This is a genomic window from Paraburkholderia sp. IMGN_8 (assembly GCF_038050405.1).
Classification (GTDB): Bacteria; Pseudomonadota; Gammaproteobacteria; order Burkholderiales; family Burkholderiaceae; genus Paraburkholderia.
In genome coordinates, this window is record NZ_CP150900.1 from 1,395,196 (window position 1) to 1,415,136 (window position 19,941).

Sequence of the window (19,941 nt, forward strand, 5' to 3'; positions counted from 1 at the left end):
GCTACGTCCTCACATCGAAGAAGGAACGTGTATGGCTATCAAGCAAACCGGCGACATTGCCGCTCAGCGCCTGTCGCCCGATCAGCTCTCGTGCGAGTTTGCCGACATCGCGCCGTTGCTCGACGCGAGCGCCGCGGCCGCGGCGGCGAGCCGTTGTCACTACTGTTACGACGCGCCTTGCGTGAATGCGTGTCCGACGCAAATCGACATTCCCAGTTTCATTCGCAAGATCAGCAACGGCAATCTGAAGGGTGCGGCCGTCGACATTCTGTCGGCGAATCCTTTGGGTGGCATGTGCGCGCGCGTTTGCCCGACCGAGATTCTTTGCGAGGGCGCTTGCGTGCGTAACCATCAGGACGCGAAGCCGGTGGCGATCGGCGCGCTGCAACGTCATGCGACCGATTGGGCGATGGCGCGCGGCGAGGTGCTGTTCAAGCGCGCGGCTGAAACGGGCCGGCATGTCGCCGTGGTCGGCGCGGGGCCGGCGGGGCTCGCTTGCGCGCATCGTCTCGCTTTGGCTGGTCATCGCGTGACGATTTTCGATTCGCATGAGAAAGCGGGCGGTCTCAACGAATACGGCATCGCAGCTTATAAAACAGTCGATGATTTCGCACAGCGTGAAGTGGAATGGCTGTGCTCGGTCGGTGGCATTGAAATCAGACACGGCGTGACGTTGGGGCGTGATGTGAGCCTCGATGCGTTGCGCCACGAACATGATGCGGTGTTTCTCGCGATTGGCCTGAGTGGCGTGCGCGCGTTGGCGATGGAAGGCGAAGACCTGAGCGGCGTCATGAACGCGGTGGATTTCATCGAACAGGTGCGCAGCGCAAGCAATTTCGGCACGGTGCCGGTGGGCCGGCGCGTCGTCGTGATCGGTGGCGGCAATACCGCGGTGGATGCGGCGGTGCAGAGCCACAAGCTCGGTGCGACGTCGGTGACGATGGTGTACCGGCGCGGCGTCGAATCGATGAGCGCGACGTGGGTCGAGCGTGAATTCGCGCAAACCAATGGCGTCACGCTTATTACACATGCAAAGCCGATGCGTTTGATTGGCGAAGGCGGCGTGGTCACGGGTGTCGAATTCGAGCGCACGTCGAGCGAAGGCAATCAGGAGCGCTTTGTGGTCGAAGCCGACATGGTGCTCAAGGCGATCGGCCAGACGCTGGTGCCGGTCGGTATCGAGCGGGAGCTTTTGACGCTGGACGGCAGCCGTATCGCGGTCGATGCAAACGGGCGGACCTCGCTGCCCGATGTGTGGGCAGGCGGCGATTGCGCGGCTACGGGCGCCGTCGATCTCACGGTGCAGTCCGTGCAGGACGGCAAAGTCGCCGCTGCCGCGATCGACGCTTTGTTCGCCCGCACGGCGATCAAAGCTGCATAAGCGACCTTCACACCAAGACAGAAACTGCTGTCCCCAAGGAGCCGAACATGGCCGATTTGCGCTGTACGATTGCCGGCATCACGTCGCCGAACCCTTTCTGGCTCGCCTCCGCGCCGCCGACCGACAAAGCCTATAACGTGAACCGCGCGTTCGAAGCGGGCTGGGGCGGCGTGGTGTGGAAGACGCTGGGCCTGGACCCGAATGTAGTGAACGTCAGCTCGCGCTATGGCGCGGTGCAATGGAACGGTCAGCGCATCGCCGGGCTGAACAACATCGAACTGATTACCGACCGTCCGCTCGATATCAACTTGCGCGAGATCACGCAAGTCAAACGCGACTGGCCGGACCGCGCGATGATCGTCTCCCTGATGGTGCCGTGCAACGAACGCGACTGGAAATGGATCCTGCCGCTTGTCGAAGACACCGGCGCCGATGCGGTCGAACTGAACTTCGGCTGCCCGCACGGCATGAGCGAACGCGGCATGGGCGCGGCGGTCGGCCAGGTGCCCGAGTATGTCGAGATGGTCACGCGCTGGGTCAAGGAAGGCACCAGGCTGCCGTGCCTCGTGAAGCTCACGCCGAATATCAGCGACATTCGCCTCGGCTCGCGCGCGGCCTATAAAGGCGGCGCGGACGGCGTGTCGCTGATCAACACGATCAACTCGATCGTCGCGGTCGATCTCGACGCGATGTCGCCATTGCCGATGGTCGACGGCAAAGGCACGCACGGCGGCTACTGCGGCCCGGCGGTGAAGCCGATCGCGCTGAACATGGTCGCCGAAATCGCCCGCGACGTGGAAACGCCGAATCTGCCGATCTCCGGCATCGGCGGCATTTCGACGTGGCGCGACGCGGCCGAGTTCATGGTGCTCGGCGCGGGCAGCGTGCAGGTCTGCACGGCGGCGATGCACTACGGTTTCCGGATCGTCTCCGATCTCGCCGACGGCCTGTCGAACTGGATGGACGAAAAAGGCTACGCGACGCTCGACGACATTCGCGGCCGCGCCGTGCCGAACGTCACCGACTGGAAGTACCTGAACCTCAAGTACGACATCAAGGCGCGCATCGATCAGGACAAGTGCATCCAGTGCGGGCTGTGCCACATCGCCTGCGAAGACACGGCGCACCAGGCGATCATGAAAGAAAAAGATGGCGTCCGGCATTTTGAAGTGATGGACTCCGAATGTGTCGGCTGCAATCTGTGCATGCACGTGTGCCCTGTCGAGCAATGCATCACGATGGAGCGCGTGGACAGCGGCGAGTACGCGAACTGGACCACGCATCCGAACAACCCGTCGCGGGTGACTGCCGGCGAGAGCGACGCCGTGGAAACCGCAGAAACCGCTGAGCACGCACATGCTCACGCGGCAGCGGCGAAAGCGGCCTGAAACATGAAGTCCCTATAAAAACGATGCGCTTGTACTGAACCCTTGTTTTCCCCAAAAGGCCTGACGCGCCACCAGAAGATGCGCAGGCCTCAACGATCCAGTGGAGATCTTTCGATGAAGCAGACAGCGCAACCCGTCGAACCGCACTTTGCGGCCGGCGCGCAGGGCAGCAGTCTTTACAACGACGACCTTGCGCCGACCGGCGCCGCGCAGCGTACATGGAGGTGGTATCACTTCGCCGCGCTCTGGGTGGGGATGGTGATGAACATTGCGTCGTACATGCTCGCCGCCGGCTTGACGGAGGAGGGCATGTCGCCGTGGCAGGCAGTGGTGACCGTGCTGCTCGGCAATCTGATCGTGCTGGTGCCGATGCTGCTGATCGGCCATGCGGGCGCGAAGCACGGCATTCCGTATGCGGTGCTGGTACGCTCGTCGTTCGGCACGCAAGGGGCAAAACTACCGGCGATGCTGCGCGCGATCGTCGCGTGCGGCTGGTACGGCATTCAGACGTGGCTCGGCGGCAGCGCGATCTACACGTTGCTGAACATTCTCACCGGCAACGCGCTGCACGGCGCGGCCTTGCCGTTTCTCGACATCTCGCTCGCACAATTGGCGTGCTTTCTCGTCTTCTGGGCATTGCAGATCTACTTCATCGTGCACGGCACCGATTCGATCCGCTGGCTCGAAAGCTGGTCCGCGCCGATCAAGATCGTGATGTGTATCGCGCTGGTGTGGTGGGCGACCTCGAAAGCGGGCGGTCTCGGCACGATGCTGTCGGCGCCGTCGCAGTTCGTCGCCGGCGGGAAGAAGGAAGGACTGTTCTGGGTAACGTTCTGGCCGGGGCTCACAGCGATGGTCGGCTTCTGGGCCACGCTCGCACTGAACATTCCGGACTTCACGCGCTTTGCCAGATCGCAGCGAGACCAGATCGTCGGCCAGTCGATCGGCCTGCCGGTACCGATGGCGTTGCTCTCGGTGATTTCGGTCGTGGTGACGTCGGCTACCGTGGTGATCTACGGCAAGGCGATCTGGGACCCGATCGATCTGACGAGCCGCATGACCGGTATCGGCGTCGGCCTCGCGCTGATCATTCTGACGCTCGATACGATGTCCTGCAATCTCGCGGCGAACCTGGTCGGCCCCGCCTATGATTTTTCCAGCCTGTGGCCCAAGGGTATTTCGTATCGCGCGGGCGGCATGATTACCGCGACGATCGCCATCGTGATGATGCCGTGGAAGATTCTCGCCACCACGCAAGGCTATATCTTCACGTGGCTGGTCGGGTACTCCGCGTTGCTCGGGCCGGTGGCGGGCATTCTGATGGTCGACTACTTCCTGATTCGCGGCACCCGCCTTGATGCGCGCGAACTGTTCGACGAAAACGGCGAGTACAGCTACACGGGCGGGTGGAATATCGGCGCGGTGGTCGCGTTGCTGGTCGGTGTGCTGCCGAATCTGCCGGGCTTCCTGCACACCGCGTTTCCGGCATCGTTTCCGAATGTGCCGGCGTTCTTCAATACGCTTTATACGTATGCCTGGTTTGTCGGACTCGCGTTGGCGTCGATCGTATATAGCGCCTGGATGAAGTTCAGTAAGGGACCGAGTGCGAGAGTGGCGAGCGCATGACACGAGCGCATGAAGCAAGCGAAGTACGTAACACCGAAACCAGCAGTTGATAAGGAGGCGGCAACATGACGACCCTGATTCGCGGCGGCACGGTTATCGACGCGGAGCGCACCTATCGTGCGGACGTGTTGTGTGCGGACCCGCAAGACGGCGGCACGATCCTGCAGATCGGCGCGGACCTCGAGGCGCCGGCGGGCGCCTCGATCGTCGATGCGGGTGGGCAGTATGTGATGCCCGGCGGCATCGATCCGCATACGCATATGGAATTGCCGTTCATGGGCACCACGGCCAGCGACGATTTCTATACCGGCACGGCGGCTGGTTTATCCGGCGGTACGACCAGCATCATCGATTTCGTGATTCCGAGCCCGAAACAGCCGTTGATGGATGCGTTCAAGGAATGGCGCGGCTGGGCTGAAAAAGCGTCGGCCGATTACGGTTTTCACGTTGCGGTGACATGGTGGGACGATTCGGTCTATCGCGACATGGGTACGCTGGTGCACGAACACGGCGTATCGAGCTTCAAGCACTTCATGGCCTACAAGAACGCGATCATGGCCGACGACGAAGTGCTGGTGAACAGCTTCTCGCGTTCGCTCGAGCTCGGCGCGTTGCCCACCGTCCATGCGGAAAACGGCGAACTGGTGTTCCAGTTGCAGCGTCAGTTGCTTGCAAAAGGCTTTACAGGTCCTGAGGCGCATCCGTTATCACGGCCGCCCGAAGTGGAAGGCGAGGCGGCTAATCGCGCGATCCGCATCGCGCAAGTGTTGGGCGTGCCCGTTTATATCGTTCACGTGTCGGCTAAAGACGCGGTCGATGCCATCGCGCGTGCCCGCAGCGAAGGCCTGCGTGTGTTCGGCGAAGTGCTGCCGGGGCATCTGGTGATCGACGAGGCGGTGTATCGCGATCCCGACTGGACCCGGGCAGCGGCGCACGTGATGAGCCCGCCGTTCCGTTCCGCCGAGCATCGCGAGGCATTGTGGCGTGGTTTGCAAGCGGGCCAGTTGCACACCACGGCGACCGACCACTGCGTGTTCTGTGCGTCGCAGAAGGCAATGGGCCGTGAGGACTTCACGAAGATTCCGAACGGCTGCGGCGGTGTCGAGGACCGGATGGCGGTGCTCTGGCATCACGGCGTGAACTCGGGACGTCTCACGCCGAACGAATTCGTGCGCATCACGTCGGCCAACGCCGCGCAGATTTTCAACCTGTATCCGCGCAAAGGCGCGGTGCAGGTCGGCGCGGATGCCGATCTGGTGGTTTGGGATCCGGCGGCGAGCAAAACCATTTCGGTGAAGACGCATCATCAAAAGGTCGACTTCAATGTGTTCGAGGGCATGACGGTGCAGGGCGTGGCGATGCATACGCTCACGCGCGGTGCGCTTGCATGGACCGATGGCGAGCTGCGGGCGGTGCGCGGCGCGGGGCGTTATCTGAAGCGGCCGCCCAATCCGGCTTACTTCGATGCGATCCGGGTTGCCAACAAGCTGAAGGAACCGCATCCGGTGGAGCGGTAAGCAGTTTGCAATCAAACGGGCGGCCTTGGTGCCGCCCGTTTTTCGACGCCGTGCGCTCGCCGCGGCGACACACTTCTCGCGTTTTCCCCGATGGCGCCCGGCACGTGTTCCGTGTTGCGATGCATGCCGCATCTGTCTTATCTGCTGTAGAGTCTATTTCCGCGTCGCATAAGATGCTTTGGCTGTCCGCTTAGCACGCAAGCGCATATTGATCGGAAACCTGATCCTTTGTAAAAACACAGACCGTTTGCTACAGTCCGGCCACTCTGCCGGGCTCGACGGCCGGCGGAAAGTGCCGAACACAAGACCAAGCAACCGACGTAGCAAACTTTACGGAGCCACCTGATGAAGTCGATTCGTTCCATTCTGCTGATCGCGCTGCTGCAAGCGGTGACCCTGAGCTCGGCATTCGCCGCCGAAGGTCTCGCGCAGATCAAATCCGCCGGCGTATTCAAGATCGGCACCGAAGGCACCTATGCACCGTTCACGTATCACGACGAATCCGGCAAGCTGACGGGCTTCGACGTCGAGATCGGCACGGCGATCGCGCAGCGTCTCGGCGTCAAACCGCAATTCGTCGAAGGCAAGTGGGATGGCCTGATCGCGGGCCTCGACGTGAACCGCTACGACGCGGTGATCAACGAAGTCGCCGTCACTGACGCACGCAAGGCCAAATACGATTTCTCGGACCCGTACATCACGTCGCACGCGGCGCTGATCGTGCGTTCCGACAACGCCACGATCAAGACCTTCGACGACCTGAAGGGCAAGAAGTCGGCCAATACGCTGACCAGCAACTTCGGCAAGATCGCGGCCGCGCATGGCGCGGAAGTGATCCCCGTGCAAGGCTTTAACGAATCGATCGATCTGCTGACGTCGGGTCGAGTGGATGCCACCGTCAACGATTCGTTGTCTTTCCTCGACTTCAAGAAGCACAAGCCGGATGCGAAGGTGAAGATCGCCGCGCTCGATACGGCCTCCGACAGCAGCGACAAGTCCGCGGTGCTTATCCGCAAGGGCAACCCGGAGTTGCAGGCAGCGATCAACAAGGCGCTCGCGGACATCAAGAAGGACGGTACCTACGAGAAGATCTCGCAGAAGTATTTCGGCAAAGACGTCTCCCAATAAGCGTCATCTGCGAGTCTGAACCATGCCAGCCTGGTTGCATTTGATGGCGCAGTCGCTGTGGCCCCTGCTGTATGCGGGGCTCGTGTTCACAGTGCCGCTGACGCTGGCATCCTTCGCGATCGGGCTCGCGCTCGCGTTCATCATCGCGCTGGTCCGGTTGTTCGGACCGTCGTGGGCAGTGGCGATCGTGCGCTTCTACGTGTGGTTGTTTCGCGGCTCGCCGCTGCTCGTGCAGCTGTTCGTGATCTTCTATGGACTGCCCAACGTGGGCATCGTGCTCGATCCGCTGACGGCGGCGATCATCGGCTTTTCGCTGAACGTCGGTGCGTACAACTCCGAAGTGATTCGCGGCGTGATCGAATCGATTCCGAAAGGGCAGTGGGAGGCGGCGTATTCGATGGGGATGACGCGTGCGCAGGCGCTGCGTCGCGCGATCCTGCCGCAAGCGGCCCGCGTTGCACTGCCGCCGTTGTCGAATTCGTTTATTGCGCTGGTGAAGGACACCTCGTTAGCTGCCGTACTGACTGTGCCCGAAGTATTTCAGGCCGCGCAGCGGATTGCGTCGGTGACCTATGAACCGCTGATTCTCTATACCGAGGCCGCGCTGGTTTATCTGGTGTTCAGCTCGGTGTTGTCGACGGCGCAAGTCAGGCTCGAGCGCAAGTTCGGCCGTCACGCACTTTTCCAGGCAGGCAACTGATGATTCGACTGGAAAAAATCGACAAGTATTTCAGCGGCCACCAGGTGCTCAATTCGGTGGATTTGCATCTGGTGCAGGGCAACGTTACGGCGTTGATCGGACCGTCGGGCAGCGGCAAGAGCACGCTGTTGCGCTGCGTGAATCTGCTGGAAATTCCTGAGGCCGGCACGCTCGAACTCGGCGATCAGCGGCTCGAATTCAGCCGCGAGCACAAACCGTCACGCGAGGCAGTGCTGACGATTCGGCGCCGCACCGGCATGGTGTTTCAGAACTTCCAGCTATTTCCGCATCTGACCGTGCGGCAGAACGTGATGGAAGGCCTGTTGACCGTGCTGAAGTGGGACAAGGAAAAAGCCCGCGCACGGGCGGACGAATTGCTGGAGAAGGTCGGCATCGCGCACAAAGCGGACGTGTGGCCCGCGACGCTTTCCGGTGGGCAGCAGCAACGCGTGGCGATTGCGCGGGCGTTGGCGCCGTCGCCGGAAGTGCTGCTGTGCGACGAGCCGACGTCGGCGCTGGACCCAGGCCTCGCCGCGGAAGTGGTGGACGTGCTCAAGCAACTCGCCAAAGAAGGCATGACGATGCTGATGGCGACACACGACTTACGGCTCGCCGCGACGATTGCGCGTGACGTGGTGTTTCTGAATAACGGCGTGGTGGTGGAAGCGGGCGCTTCGCGCGACGTCTTCATGCGCCCGCGTGAGGAGGAAACGGCGCGTTTCGTTTCGACGCTCACACACAGTCTGCCTGACGAGTGGACCGCATGAAATCAACTCGTCTCCGCGAAACGCAGGCACTGAAACTGGCAGATGGCCATATGAAGTGCGGCGATCGCCGAAACCGGTAACCAGTTTAGTGAAGTACCGCCGAACGCTAAAACTGCCAGGCGGTTTTATGAAGTACCGCCACGGCGCGCGCAGCGCCGCCGGAAGTATGACTGCCTTGTCACAAGCGCGGAGTGCGCGAGAACACCGATTCCAGATGCTCCACTACCTCCTCCAAGCCAGGGGACCCGCTTAAGAGCTGGCGGTTTGAGCCGCTTTCTTTTGCCTACTTTTCTTTGCGGCCGGCAAAGAAAAGTAGGTGCCCCCCGCACAGGGGGAACGCTAATAAACCGACAAGAAAAGAAAGGCCAAAGAAGCCCGAGCAAGGAAAGGCCAACAAAAAATCAAACAACAGCCTGCTCAACTTCCCCATTCAAAGCCACATCAAAAAACCGCCCCTGCGCGGCAACATCACACCGGGCGTAGGCACGATTAACCCCACTAATAACAGCCCGAATAGAAGCAGTCACCAGATTGGCATCGATCCCAACCCCAAACGCGCTACCCGCCACATCGGCCCCGGCCATCTCAGCAACAGCCACAGCCCTAGCATCGGCGCCCTGAGCCAAAGCCCGCTCTTCATAGTGCTGAATCCGCACCGGCACGCCCATCGCATGCATCAGCGCGTCGAGAGGCCCATTGCCCTCTCCAGTGAGAACGTGCCGCGAGCCGTTAATCTCGACTGTGAGCTTGATATGCTCCCGCTCGCCGCGCTCAGAGAGGCTATGCCCAACATACCGCACCGGCGAATCGTTCTGCACATACTCCTGCTGAAACAACGCCCATATCTGGGAAGGCGTCACCTCAGAACCACTATCGTCAGTCAACCGCTGCACAGCGGAGCTGAAATCCACTTGCAAGCGCCGCGGCAACACCACCCCATAACCCTGCTCGAGCAGATAAGCAATCCCACCTTTTCCAGACTGGCTATTCACCCGAATAATCGAATCGTAGGTACGCCCAAGATCGCTGGGATCGATCGGCATATAAGGCACTTCCCAGATGGTGTCGGGTTTTTGGGCGGCAAAGCCCTTCTTGATAGCATCCTGATGCGAGCCGGAGAAAGCGGTGAACACCAGATCGCCTACATAAGGATGGCGCGGATGCACCGGCAACTGCGTGCATTCCTCAGCGGTACGCGCGACTTCGTTGATGTTCGAAAAATCGAGACCCGGATCGATACCTTGAGTGTAGAGATTCAAAGCGAGCGTCACGAGGTCCACATTGCCAGTACGCTCGCCGTTACCGAACAAACATCCTTCGACACGATCGGCGCCGGCCATCACTGCGAGTTCAGCCGCAGCCACCGCGGTGCCGCGATCGTTATGCGGATGCACGGAGACGATCAACGAATCCCGTCGTGCGAGATTGCGGTGCATCCATTCGATCTGATCCGCGTACACATTCGGCGTAGCCATTTCGACCGTAGCGGGCAAGTTGACGATCGCTTTGTGCTCGGGCGTCGGTTGCCAGATATCGAATACCGCATCGCACACTTCCTTCGCGAATTCGAGTTCGGTACCACTGAATACTTCCGGGCTGTATTGCAGCGTGAAGTGGGTTTCCGGCGCGGCGTCGGCGAGACGCTTCATCGTGCGCGCGGCATTTTGCGCGAGCTCTTTCACGCCGCTCTTTTCCAGGCCGAACACGATGCGGCGGAATTCAGGCGCGGTCGCGTTGTACAAATGGACGATTGCGCGCGGCGCACCACGCAGCGATTCGAAGGTGCGTTCGATCAGATCGTCGCGCGCTTGCGTCAAGACTTCGATGGTGACGTCGTCGGGAATATGGCCGCCTTCGATCAACTCGCGCACGAAATTGAAGTCGGTTTGCGAGGCGGACGGAAACGCGACTTCGATTTCCTTGAAACCAATCTGCACCAGCGTCTTGAACATGCGCATCTTGCGTTGCGCGTTCATCGGCTCGAACAGCGCCTGATTGCCGTCGCGCAGGTCGGTGCTCATCCAGATCGGCGCGCGCGTGATGGTGCGCGACGGCCACTGGCGGTCCGTCAAATTGACGGGTTTGAACGATCGGTATTTGGCAGCAGGGTTTTTCAACATTTTCATCATCCTGGGTTTCGACAAAGCTGGGTAGTCGACCGGACGACGAAAAAGACAAAAGCATAGCCGCCGGTCGGGAACCGGGGCTGGGTCAGTTACTGGGGAATTGAGCGGTGCTTCAGGTGTATCAGACGGAAGCGCGCAGCAGCAGACCTAGCCCGGTAGAGCGGGCTAGTAGTAGCGATAGGATGGTCTGGGCGCGGTACATAGTGCGCAATAGGACCACATTATCTGGATGGCGTCAAGCTTGGGATGCGGCAATCCCGGCTTACTTCGGTTTCATGAACCGCAAGGTCATGCGATCCGATTCGCCGATCTCCGCATATTTCGCTCGGTCGACGTCGCCACCTTCGTACGTGGGCGGCAGTGACCACACGCCGTTCGGGTAGTTCTTCGTGTCGCGCGGATTGTCGTTCACTTCGCTCTGGCCGAGCAATTCGAAGCCCGCCGCGCGCGCATGTTCGATCACATAGGTTTCGGTCACGTAACCGGTGTCGATGGTCTGCTGCAACGAGGTGCCCGGCGCCGCGCGATGTTCTTCGACGCCGAGGATGCCGCCCGGTTTCAGCGCCGCATAGAAGGCGCGCAGATTCGCGTCGATCTGGCCGTCCTTGATCCAGTTATGGATATTGCGGAACGTCAGCACCCGGTCGATGCTGTTGTCCGCCGGGAAACCGCTGAACTGGCCCGCTCGCAGCGTACCGACCACCACGTTGCCGTAGACGGCGGGCGTGGCCGCCAGCTTGCGCTCGAATGCCGCTCGTCCCGCCTGTTCTTCTTCCGCCGCGGACGCGAGCGGGCTGTCGTATTGCGCCTCGTATAGTTTGCCGTGGTCGTGCAGATAGGGTGCAAGGATGTCCGTGTACCAGCCGCCGCCCGGCGCGATCTCGAGCACGCTCTGCGACGGCGCGACCTCGAAGAATTGCAGCGTCTCCTTCGGATGACGGTACACGTCGCGTGCGCGGGCCTTATCGCTGCGCTGCGCTCCGGAAATCGCGGCGTCGAGCGAAACCGGATCAGGCGCGGCCGACGATGTCGACGCTGTCGGTGCGGCGCATGCTGCCAGCAGCAGCGCGGCGCTCAATGCCGCGAGCGTCTGACGCCGCGCGCGGGCTTTGGAGGTGGAGTGGGCGTTCATGATCCCGATTATCGGGCGCGTTCGTCCCGGAAAGAAATCGGGAATCGGTATAACGATATGCTTCAGATACCGAATACGGCCCGCAGCGTATCGTTCTGCACGATCACCGAGACGCCGATCACCAGCAGGATCAGCGGCAACAGCGCGGTGCCGTAGCGCCGGATCGGCGCGCCCAGCAGCGGATGCGCGACCAGCCATACCGCACCGGCACACCACAGGCCGATCATCGCGACGAACACCAGCGAGATCAGCGCACCATCACGGTGCGAATGGCTCGCGTACAACGGCACATAGACGGCGATATTGTCCGAGCCGTTGGCGACGGCCACGCACGCCACTGTCCACCACGACGAGCCGTTGTTCGATACAGGCGTGCAAGCGGCGGCGTGCGCTGCTTCTTCTTCGTCCCATGCGTTGCCGGGACCCAGGCGCGTCCATGCTTTGCTCAGACCCACACCGATCGGCAAGAAACCGAGCAGACCGACATAGCCAAACGGCAAACGCGTCAACAACGCGGCGAGCAGGATCGACACCACGATCAGTGCTATCGAGCCGGCGAACTGGCCGGCGATCACGCGACGCCGGCGGCCGCGCGCTTCCGCAAGGAAGGCGAGCAGCACGAACAGGTTGTCCACGTTGGTGGCGGCGTAGGCCGCGACGGCGAGCAGGGCGAGGCTGAGCATGCAGGAAAGCCGATCGGTACGGAGTGGAAGACGAAGCCGGACCGTCAAGCTGGACCCAGGCAGAGGTGGCAGCAGCACATTGAGGCAATGCGGCCGGTCAACACGATGCCGATGCGCGGCGTTGCGGTCAAGGCGTCGCGTTGTCTTGCCTGATATTCGCGCCGGCGTTTGACCTCCGTGCACGTGCGGTGCCGCGCCGCCCCGGTGCCGATGGAGCGGGCCGTAAGCTACAATTGCCGACGGCCTGAAAAACGGAACATCAATGAAGATTCGGATTCTCTCTATCGCCTGCGTCACGACCGCTGCCGCGCTGCTGGCCGCCTGCACGGCCGTCTACAAGAACTCGGACGCGTGCGAGCAGTTGATGCGAAACAAGCTGGCTGAAACGTCGTCGGATACGCTGAAGATCGCCCATACGGGCGCCGGCATCGACGGTTCGCGAGTGGTTGTCGAAGGGGCGATCGAGCATGTAATCACCGCGTCGGAAGTCGCGGCGGCCTCGGCAGCGTCCGCCGCTACGGCCGCCTCTGCCGCGCGGGTGGCGAATGCGCCTCACGCGGCGTCGGGTGCGCGCGCGGCTTCTGCGGTGTCTTCCGCTTCGGGGGCATCGGCGAGCTTGGTCGGGTCGCCGGCTTCTGCGTCCGGGGCCGAGGCTGTCTCGCTCAAACCCGCCAAGCCGAAGAAGACCATCAAGGCGGCCGCCGCCGAGTGCACGTTCCAAGGCTCGGCGCTGAACGTATTCAGCTGGCTGGCGCCGGAATCGCTGGCCGCGCCCGCCAATGGCGCCGCCAGCGAAGCCGCGGAGTAGCGTTTCCCGCTGCGCCTGGTTCTCCGGGCAGTGCTCCGCTTAGGCTCAGTGCTCAACGAGCACGGTCGAATCTGGCTAGACCCTGATCAATCTCAAGCCGCCGCCTACGCGTGGCGGCTTTTGTTTTTGCGTACCAGTTTCAGCACGCTTTCGCCGAATGCCTGCGGCCGTCCTTCGAAGCAACGGTCCACGGCCCGCGTATCGATCAGGCGCTGCCGCAACTCGGTGCGTTCATCGTGCTCGTCGATCAGCCGCACGGCTGCCGTAACGGAACGCGTGGTGGCGGGGTGGCCCAGCCCCGCGATCTACAACGGCGCGATGCGCAGGTTCGACATGAACACCGTCATCACGAATATGCCCACGCTGGGCATATACAGCACGTCCGGCTGTTCGGCCTCGGCAAAGTCGCGAATCGTTTTCAGCAATTCGCCGATATAGTCAGGCTGCTCGAACTCGATGAAGCGGTCAAAGATCGCCCGCCCGGCGTCGTCGAGCGCATAACCGAAGCCCACCACCTCGAAATGTTCGCGCGCGGCTTCGAGCGTGCGCGAGTGCGTGCGATTGATCGAGTGCGCCGCTGAACCACTCCAGCACTACCACATGAGCGGCTTCTTGCCGCGCCGCGCGCGCCCCTTGGTAGGCGCCGGCTTCGGCGCGGGCAGGTCGGTCAGACCCAGTTGCGTCAGCTTGCGGCGCACCAGCACATTGATGTCCTGCTTGATCGCATGCCGCAGCGGGGTGTCGGCGTAGCTGCAGAACATGTATGCGTTGTGCAGTAAGGCGGTCGGCAGGGCGTCGAGGTCGTCGATTTGCTGCAGCTTGCCGGGCAGCCATTCCAGCAGCGCTTCACGCTTGCCGTGCGCGCTCTGCGAACCCTTGAAGACCGGCGCCAGCAAGACGAGGGCGAGACAGGCGGCGATGGTTTTGTCGTACGCCCAAAGCGCGGCGAAGTCGAGTTCCAGCTCGGATTCGGTCGAGTAGAGCACGCAGAGCTTCTCGATGAAGCTGTCCCCGGGTAGAAACTGCGCATTCTCCGGGCCGCGGGGATTCAGGTAACGGGTGACATGATCTGCATTGCCGAACGCGGTGGTGGAGAACAGCAAGACGATCCATTCATGTGGCGTGAGGAACAATCTGAAGCACTCGGTGGACGGCCGGAAATCCAGGTCGGCGAACAACGTCGACATGGCGCTCGTCAGGCGCGTGCAGAAACGTTTACGTTGCTCGCGGGGAGGCAGATTGACCATGCCCGAAGCTTTGAAGCTGCCGTCCAGCTCGCCACGGTTGTGCTGAAGGAGCGCCAGCGCCGCGATGAAGTGTTCTCTTCGTTCAGTGTGGCGAATTTGAAATTTGATGTGGAAGTGCGATTCAGCGCCGGGCTGAGCGCGTCTTACGGCGTTGTCTATTGGAAGGTGGGTCCTGATGCCTGGCGCTCAGAACGCATAAAAAGGACCGGGCCCGGCCGACGTGACGCGCGACGCGATCGCCGTGTAGACGCGCCGTCCGAAAAAGAATGGCAGGCCCCAACCGAAGCTGTTGCTGGCAATCCCTGCCAGATTGTTGAACGCATTATTCGACGATGCGAACAGTGCGCGTGAATTGCCGACCGCAAACGACACCGTGCTCGACGCGCCATCGATGCCCATCATCGCGGCGCTCACCGTTTGCGTCGAACTCGGGCAGTACCAGTAGCCGCATTGCGGAAACTGGGTGCTGGCGAAAAACAGCCCGTTCGAGCCGCTGTCGACGTAACTTTGCGAATAGGCCTGGCCGGCGCTGGTGGTGCGCACATAGCCCGTCTGCTGATTCGCCTTGACGACGGTCGCACTGCCGAGCGTGTTGTTCGCCTGGGTGCCGATGCCGAAGATCATCGAGCCTGACACGCTGGCCGCGCCGCCGTCTGCAATCGCCGGGAGGTCGATCACGACGCCGTTGTTGTCCAGCGCGAAGCGGCTGACCGGATTGGTCACTTGTTGCGCGAGGGCATGCGCACTGGCGAGGCAGGCGCCGCTGGCGTCGCACCTGTAGTACCAGCGGGGCAGCGCCGCATTGGCGCAGCCGCTGCCGCAGTCGGCCGCGAACAGGCCGACGCCGAGAATGCCGTTGGCGCGCAGGCTGTCCACTGTCAGCATCGCCGGCCCTGAGCCCGCGCAGTCGGTGGGCACGTTCGGCAGCGCGGAGTCCGCGATCAGCTGGATCGGAAGCGACGCGGCCAACTGACCGGCCATGCGAACGTCCGCACTGCGCACCGAGCCCCACGCATAGCCGCCACCGAACACCGCGCACTCGCCGGCGATGCCGCGGCCCGACGCGACGGCCGCGAGCGACAGGCTGGCCGGCAGCGCCGACGCGAGAATCCGCAAGCCGTGCGAGCCGGTATCGACCTGAATGTTGTCGACCGTCGCGCAATTGCCGGTGCCGGGCTGGCAGACGGTGACGCTGGTCGTCAGCATGTTGCGCGTCAGGCCAGGCGCGGTGCTGACCGTGATCGGCTGGACGTTGGGCGTGGTCGACTGCGGCACGGAGGCGGACCTGCCGGTTACCGCCGTTCCGGATGATGACGAGGCGGGCGTGGCGGCCGCTGGCACGCTCGCGGCACTGGCCAGGGTTGGGGTAGCCGAGGAGCTGCTGCTGCCGCCACCGCCGCAACCCGCAAGTGCAGCGCAGATCAGGAGCAGGGTGTGGAAATGAAAGGGTGTCTTCATGGTTTTTTATAGTGTCCCTTGACGGAGCCGGCCAATCAGCGGAAGTCGTTGGACGTGATGCCGGGCGGCAGGGCCGCCGGCAGCCACGCGCGCCCGGCATAGCCGCGCATCGGCCCGCCGGATTCAACGATCACGTCCGGCCGGACCACCCGCGAAGTGTGCAGATTGCCGCCCGCCGTCAAAGCGGCAGCGCCCGCCCGGTAGGAATCGACGTACTTTCCTAGCAGCGCGCGCAGATCGGGCATCGTCGGGCCCTGCCACGTGTAAGCGATGATCTGGCCCGTGCTCGACGCGTATTCGTTGAGGGTGGTATTGCCCGCATCGGTCAGCGTGCGCATGCGCAGTGCGCCGTTCAGCAGGGTTTGCGGCGAGGCCCCGGCAACCGCCGGATCTGCCTCGTTGGGCATCGTCCCGCCCAGTTCGGCGCGCGCGTCGGCGTTGCCTAGCAGCAGAATGAGCACCGTCACACAGGCGTTGACGGTCGGTCGGAAAGAAGGGTTTGGCATGGCAGTGTGCTTCGCAGGCGGTCCGCGAATTTTTATCAAGATGGCCAATTCAAGATAACACCCAGGGTTCCTGACCTTTGTAGGGCGGAGCATGCGTCGCTTTCCGTAATCTCAAAATCGGCGGGCGGCGAGACCGGGAAGCGTCTTTTAAAATAAGGCTCTGACGACGATGTAGGGGGGGGGCTGACATGCTAAAAGGAAGTGTTGTGAACTGTTAAATTTCGCCGCTCGATGAAGCGACCGAGGTAACCGGCGAGCTCGGCATCGGACCGTTTTGGGATGCCGGCAAGGTCGCCGGACACGGCGACTCGACGGCTTGCTCGAACGCCATCACCCCGTGTGTTTCGCCCGCCTCGCGCAGTCCAATTCGCCGGCAAACCCCACTTTTTGCACATGTGCCGCCGGGATCGGTAAAATGTTGGGTTGATCCACGGAAACTTGCCGTGGCGTAGCGGAAGGATTCCCCGAACATGACTGATCTTCGTCTTACCAAGCGGTTTGCAGTAATGCTGATGGCAGGCGGGCTGGTCGCCGGCTGCGGTACCTCGTCGCCGACCAAAATCGACTACAAGAGCGACTCGAAATCGAAGCAAGTGTCACTTGCCGTACCGCCGAACATGATCGATGAGACGGCCGATCAGCGTTCGTTGCCCCCGCAAGGCGGCGAAACCTCGCTGTCCACGCTCAAGCAGGTGCAGGCACAAGCGCCGGCCGCGAACACCCTGGCCGTCGTGCCGGCCGTTACCGGCATGCATATCCAGCGCGACGGCACCGAAAGCTGGCTGGTGATCGACAACAAGGCGCCCGACCAGGCGTGGGCGCAAATCCGCCGCTTCTGGCAGGAACAGGGCTTCCTGCTGGTGGTCGACCAGCGCGACAAGGGTGTGATGGAAACCGACTGGAACGAAACTCACGCGCAAATCAACGAGGGCCTGATCCGCAGCACGCTGTCGAAGGCGATGGGCAACAGCTATGTGACCTCGGAGCGCAACAAATATCGCACGCGTCTCGAAGTGGCGCCCAACGGCGGCACCTATGTGTTCATCAGCCAGAAAGGCATGCGCGAGGCGCTTACCGGCCCGAACAACGATTCGAGCAAGTGGGAACCGAAGCCGAACGATCCCGGCCTCGAAACGGAATATCTGAAGCGCCTGATGGCTTCGCTGGCGCTCGCCGATTCGCGGGCCAAGTCGGGCGATACGCTGGCCGACCTGTCGCCGGCCGGCGCGCAAACGGCGCCGAATGCCGCCACGGCGGGGGCGAAGTCGGCGGCTGCGGCCACAGCGGCGCAAAACGTCGCGCTGTCGGCGCAGCAGCCAATGCCTGACGCAGACTCGGCGAATACCGCGGCGCAGTTCTCGTCCACCGAGTTGACGCTCGGCGAGCCGTATGACCGTGCCTGGCTGCGCGTGGGCCTCGCGCTCGATCGCAGCAACTTCACCGTCGACGATCGCGATCTCAACCGCGGGCTGTACTTCGTGCGCTACGTCGATCCGAAGGATATGACCTCGGCGGAGCAAGGCTTCTGGAGCCAGGTGTTCCACGGCAAGAAGGAAAAGGTCGCCAAGCAGTATCGCGTGAACGTGCGCGCGGTGACGCCGAACCAGACCCGTGTGGCAGTGGTCGACGACAAGGGACAGATTGATCAGAGCGCGCCGGCCAAGCAGATCATGAGTCTGATGGTCGACCAGTTGCGCTGAACGAAGCCGTAGTACGCAAAGGCGCTGTCTGAAAACCCGCCCGGAATGCAAACCGGGCGGGTTTTTTTATGCTTCGCGCCATCGGCCGTAGACGTGTGCCTTGCTGCGCACGCGTTTTGCTTCCGTGCGGGCATGCCGTTACAAACCGGCTTATCAACGGGGGGTGGCCATGTTTGACGTGATTCCTTACTGGATGTGGGTGGCGAGCTTGCTCGCCCTGGCAATCGTGTGCGGCGCAGCACTGGCGCCGCCTGAACCGCGGCGGCCGAACGGCCTGCGGATGCGGCCTCCGGCGCAGCGTACGAAATGACCGGCGCCTTGAAATCAAAGCGGTTCACAAGCGCTTAAAGCAGCGCCTCGCGGCCGCTGCGTGTGGCCGCATGTAACGTGACGTTACGCCGGTGACGTAACTCTCCAAGCGCTCGAAGCGCCTTCCATCGCTCCTCGCCAAACTCTCGGGTCGCAGGGAATTCTAATAATAATCAATGCCTTGCGAACCATTTCTCGTGGTGTTCCACAGTTGGCACGCAAGCTGCTTACTAAAGCTCATGGGGCCGGATGAGCATGCCCGACGTGAGCTTTGTGGCGAGTCTCAGCCCGGCGGTTCCCAGACCATTCCAGCACCGGCCGACGAGCCGGTGCTTAGCCCGATGACGGCCTGCGCGCGTGGCGCGCGGCCTCGGTGGCCCCGTCGCCTATCCTCGTAGGGCGACGGTTTTGCCCGCACTCCATTGGAGTGCGGGCTATTTTTTTGGGACGCGGGAATTGATGCGATCAGCAGATGGGGCGACGCTGAGGACGTCGCCGAGGCGGGAGTTCAGGTGTCGGCGCGGCGCGGTCCGACCCACGGCAGCCGTTTGACCACGCCGGTAGCGAGCGCGGTGCCGACCAGAATCACGCCGCAGCCTTCCAGCATGCCGGGCGACACGCTTTCGTTGAGGAACAGCGCGCCCCACAGAATGCCGAAGATCGGGATCACGAAGGTCACCGTGATTGCACGTGCCGGTCCGGCCACAGCGATCAGGTGGAAGAACAGCATGTACGCGACGCCGGTACACGCGACACCCAGCGCGATCACCGCTCCCCATGCATGCAGCGAGATCGGCGCGGCCGGCCAGTAGATCACGGCGAGCGGCAGCAAAACGATGGTAGCGCCGGTCATCGTGCCGGTTGCGACGGTCAATGCGTCGACGCCGGTCAGATGCCGCTTCGTGTAACTGGCGGCGACTCCATACAGCAGCGTGGCGCCGAGCGCGGCGCCGGCCGCGAGCGCGGTCGTCAGCGGCGTGGCGGCCGAGCCGTTCGGCGCGGCGATCTGATCCCACACCAGCATCAATACGCCGAGAAAGCCGATCACGAGACCGAGCGTGCGCAGCGCGCTCAGGCGATCGCGCAGCCATAGAAACGCGACGAGCGCGCCCCACAGCGGCGTGGTTGCATTGATCACCGACGTGACGCCCGCCGACAGCGTCAACTCCGCATACGCGAAGAAACAGAAGGGCGCCGCCGAATTCAGGATGCCGACTACCAGCAGCGGAAAGGCCCGCGTGCGCAGCGTCGTTGCGGACTCGCGCAGCGGCCGTCGCGCGATCAGCACGATCGCAAGGAAGGCCGCGCCGATGCCGACACGCAGCGCCATCAGCGGCGCGACACCGAAGTCGGTCACGCCGACGCGGATAAACAGAAACGACGCGCCCCATAGGGCGGCAAGGATCAGCAACTGCAACAGGTTTCTAGTATTCATTGTGGTGGCGCCGCGCGCGGTTGAGTCGAG

The 19,941-nt window shown here is 62.5% G+C and carries 20 protein-coding genes; 11 read left to right on the forward strand and 9 right to left on the reverse strand.

Features of this window, described 5'->3' with window-relative positions:
* Positions 1-31: 31 nt before the first annotated feature.
* The 7 genes from WN982_RS06665 (at position 32) to WN982_RS06695 (ending at position 8,507) form a co-directional block, all read left to right on the forward strand.
* Positions 32-1,381, forward strand: a complete 1,350-nt coding sequence (locus WN982_RS06665; protein WP_341314952.1) for an NAD(P)-dependent oxidoreductase — start codon at positions 32-34, stop codon at positions 1,379-1,381.
* A 47-nt stretch (positions 1,382-1,428) separates the two neighbouring features.
* Positions 1,429-2,769, forward strand: a complete 1,341-nt coding sequence (gene preA / locus WN982_RS06670; protein WP_341314953.1) for an NAD-dependent dihydropyrimidine dehydrogenase subunit PreA — start codon at positions 1,429-1,431, stop codon at positions 2,767-2,769.
* Positions 2,770-2,883: 114 nt separating this feature from the next.
* Complete coding sequence (locus WN982_RS06675) at positions 2,884-4,395, forward strand: NCS1 family nucleobase:cation symporter-1 (RefSeq protein WP_341314954.1); 1,512 nt, start codon at positions 2,884-2,886, stop codon at positions 4,393-4,395.
* Positions 4,396-4,460: 65 nt separating this feature from the next.
* On the forward strand, positions 4,461-5,912 hold the full coding sequence (gene hydA, locus WN982_RS06680; protein ID WP_341314955.1) for a dihydropyrimidinase: 1,452 nt from the start codon (positions 4,461-4,463) through the stop codon (positions 5,910-5,912).
* Positions 5,913-6,257: 345 nt separating this feature from the next.
* The gene (locus WN982_RS06685; RefSeq protein ID WP_341314956.1) at positions 6,258-7,040 is read left to right on the forward strand and encodes an amino acid ABC transporter substrate-binding protein; all 783 of its coding nucleotides are present in this window, start codon (positions 6,258-6,260) and stop codon (positions 7,038-7,040) included.
* Between the two features lie 22 nt (positions 7,041-7,062).
* Positions 7,063-7,740 carry an ABC transporter permease subunit gene (locus tag WN982_RS06690; RefSeq protein WP_341314957.1) on the forward strand — a complete coding sequence of 226 codons (678 nt, stop codon included), beginning with the start codon at positions 7,063-7,065 and terminating at the stop codon, positions 7,738-7,740.
* Positions 7,740-8,507, forward strand: a complete 768-nt coding sequence (locus WN982_RS06695; protein WP_341314958.1) for an amino acid ABC transporter ATP-binding protein — start codon at positions 7,740-7,742, stop codon at positions 8,505-8,507. Before WN982_RS06690 ends, WN982_RS06695 begins: the two co-directional genes overlap by 1 nt.
* A gap of 401 nt (positions 8,508-8,908) precedes the next feature.
* Here the strand turns inward: WN982_RS06695 and leuA are convergent, their stop codons facing one another.
* The 3 genes from leuA to WN982_RS06710 all read right to left on the reverse strand — a co-directional run bounded on the left by leuA (position 8,909) and on the right by WN982_RS06710 (position 12,448).
* Positions 8,909-10,627 carry a 2-isopropylmalate synthase gene (gene leuA / locus WN982_RS06700; protein WP_341314959.1) on the reverse strand — a complete coding sequence of 573 codons (1,719 nt, stop codon included), beginning with the start codon at positions 10,625-10,627 and terminating at the stop codon, positions 8,909-8,911.
* 268 nt (positions 10,628-10,895) lie between these two features.
* On the reverse strand, positions 10,896-11,765 hold the full coding sequence (locus WN982_RS06705) for a methyltransferase (RefSeq protein WP_341314960.1): 870 nt from the start codon (positions 11,763-11,765) through the stop codon (positions 10,896-10,898).
* Positions 11,766-11,827: 62 nt separating this feature from the next.
* Entirely contained in the window at positions 11,828-12,448 is a 621-nt protein-coding gene (locus WN982_RS06710) for a cadmium resistance transporter (RefSeq protein ID WP_341314961.1), read from the reverse strand.
* Between the two features lie 262 nt (positions 12,449-12,710).
* On the opposite strand from WN982_RS06710, the gene WN982_RS06715 reads away from it, so the two are divergent.
* On the forward strand, positions 12,711-13,256 hold the full coding sequence (locus WN982_RS06715; RefSeq protein WP_341314962.1) for a hypothetical protein: 546 nt from the start codon (positions 12,711-12,713) through the stop codon (positions 13,254-13,256).
* Between the two features lie 104 nt (positions 13,257-13,360).
* On the opposite strand, the gene WN982_RS06720 is transcribed toward WN982_RS06715, so the two are convergent.
* The 4 genes from WN982_RS06720 to WN982_RS06735 form a co-directional block, all read right to left on the reverse strand.
* A complete protein-coding gene (locus tag WN982_RS06720; protein WP_341314963.1) occupies positions 13,361-13,513 on the reverse strand; it encodes a hypothetical protein in 153 nt (50 codons plus the stop codon).
* A 48-nt stretch (positions 13,514-13,561) separates the two neighbouring features.
* Positions 13,562-13,768 carry a hypothetical protein gene (locus tag WN982_RS06725; RefSeq protein WP_341314964.1) on the reverse strand — a complete coding sequence of 69 codons (207 nt, stop codon included), beginning with the start codon at positions 13,766-13,768 and terminating at the stop codon, positions 13,562-13,564.
* 81 nt (positions 13,769-13,849) lie between these two features.
* A complete protein-coding gene (locus tag WN982_RS06730; RefSeq protein WP_341315735.1) occupies positions 13,850-14,680 on the reverse strand; it encodes a hypothetical protein in 831 nt (276 codons plus the stop codon).
* Positions 14,681-14,689: 9 nt separating this feature from the next.
* A complete protein-coding gene (locus WN982_RS06735) occupies positions 14,690-15,709 on the reverse strand; it encodes a DUF3443 domain-containing protein (protein WP_341314965.1) in 1,020 nt (339 codons plus the stop codon).
* Between WN982_RS06735 and WN982_RS06740 the strand changes: the two genes are divergently transcribed.
* Positions 15,645-15,947, forward strand: a complete 303-nt coding sequence (locus WN982_RS06740) for a hypothetical protein (protein ID WP_341314966.1) — start codon at positions 15,645-15,647, stop codon at positions 15,945-15,947. The two genes, WN982_RS06735 and WN982_RS06740, sit on opposite strands and share 65 nt — an antisense overlap.
* A gap of 49 nt (positions 15,948-15,996) precedes the next feature.
* On the opposite strand, the gene WN982_RS06745 is transcribed toward WN982_RS06740, so the two are convergent.
* On the reverse strand, positions 15,997-16,467 hold the full coding sequence (locus WN982_RS06745; RefSeq protein WP_341314967.1) for a DUF2844 domain-containing protein: 471 nt from the start codon (positions 16,465-16,467) through the stop codon (positions 15,997-15,999).
* A 470-nt stretch (positions 16,468-16,937) separates the two neighbouring features.
* Between WN982_RS06745 and bamC the strand changes: the two genes are divergently transcribed.
* Together bamC and WN982_RS06755 are read left to right on the forward strand one after the other, a co-directional pair.
* Positions 16,938-18,167 (forward strand): outer membrane protein assembly factor BamC, encoded by a 1,230-nt coding sequence (bamC, locus tag WN982_RS06750; RefSeq protein ID WP_341314968.1) that lies wholly within the window; start codon positions 16,938-16,940, stop codon positions 18,165-18,167.
* Positions 18,168-18,336: 169 nt separating this feature from the next.
* Positions 18,337-18,477 (forward strand): hypothetical protein, encoded by a 141-nt coding sequence (locus tag WN982_RS06755; protein ID WP_341314969.1) that lies wholly within the window; start codon positions 18,337-18,339, stop codon positions 18,475-18,477.
* A 507-nt stretch (positions 18,478-18,984) separates the two neighbouring features.
* Here WN982_RS06755 and WN982_RS06760 read toward each other — a convergent pair.
* Positions 18,985-19,911: a DMT family transporter gene (locus WN982_RS06760; protein WP_341314970.1), complete on the reverse strand. Its 927-nt coding sequence runs from the start codon at positions 19,909-19,911 to the stop codon at positions 18,985-18,987.
* Between the last annotated feature and the right edge of the window lie 30 nt (positions 19,912-19,941).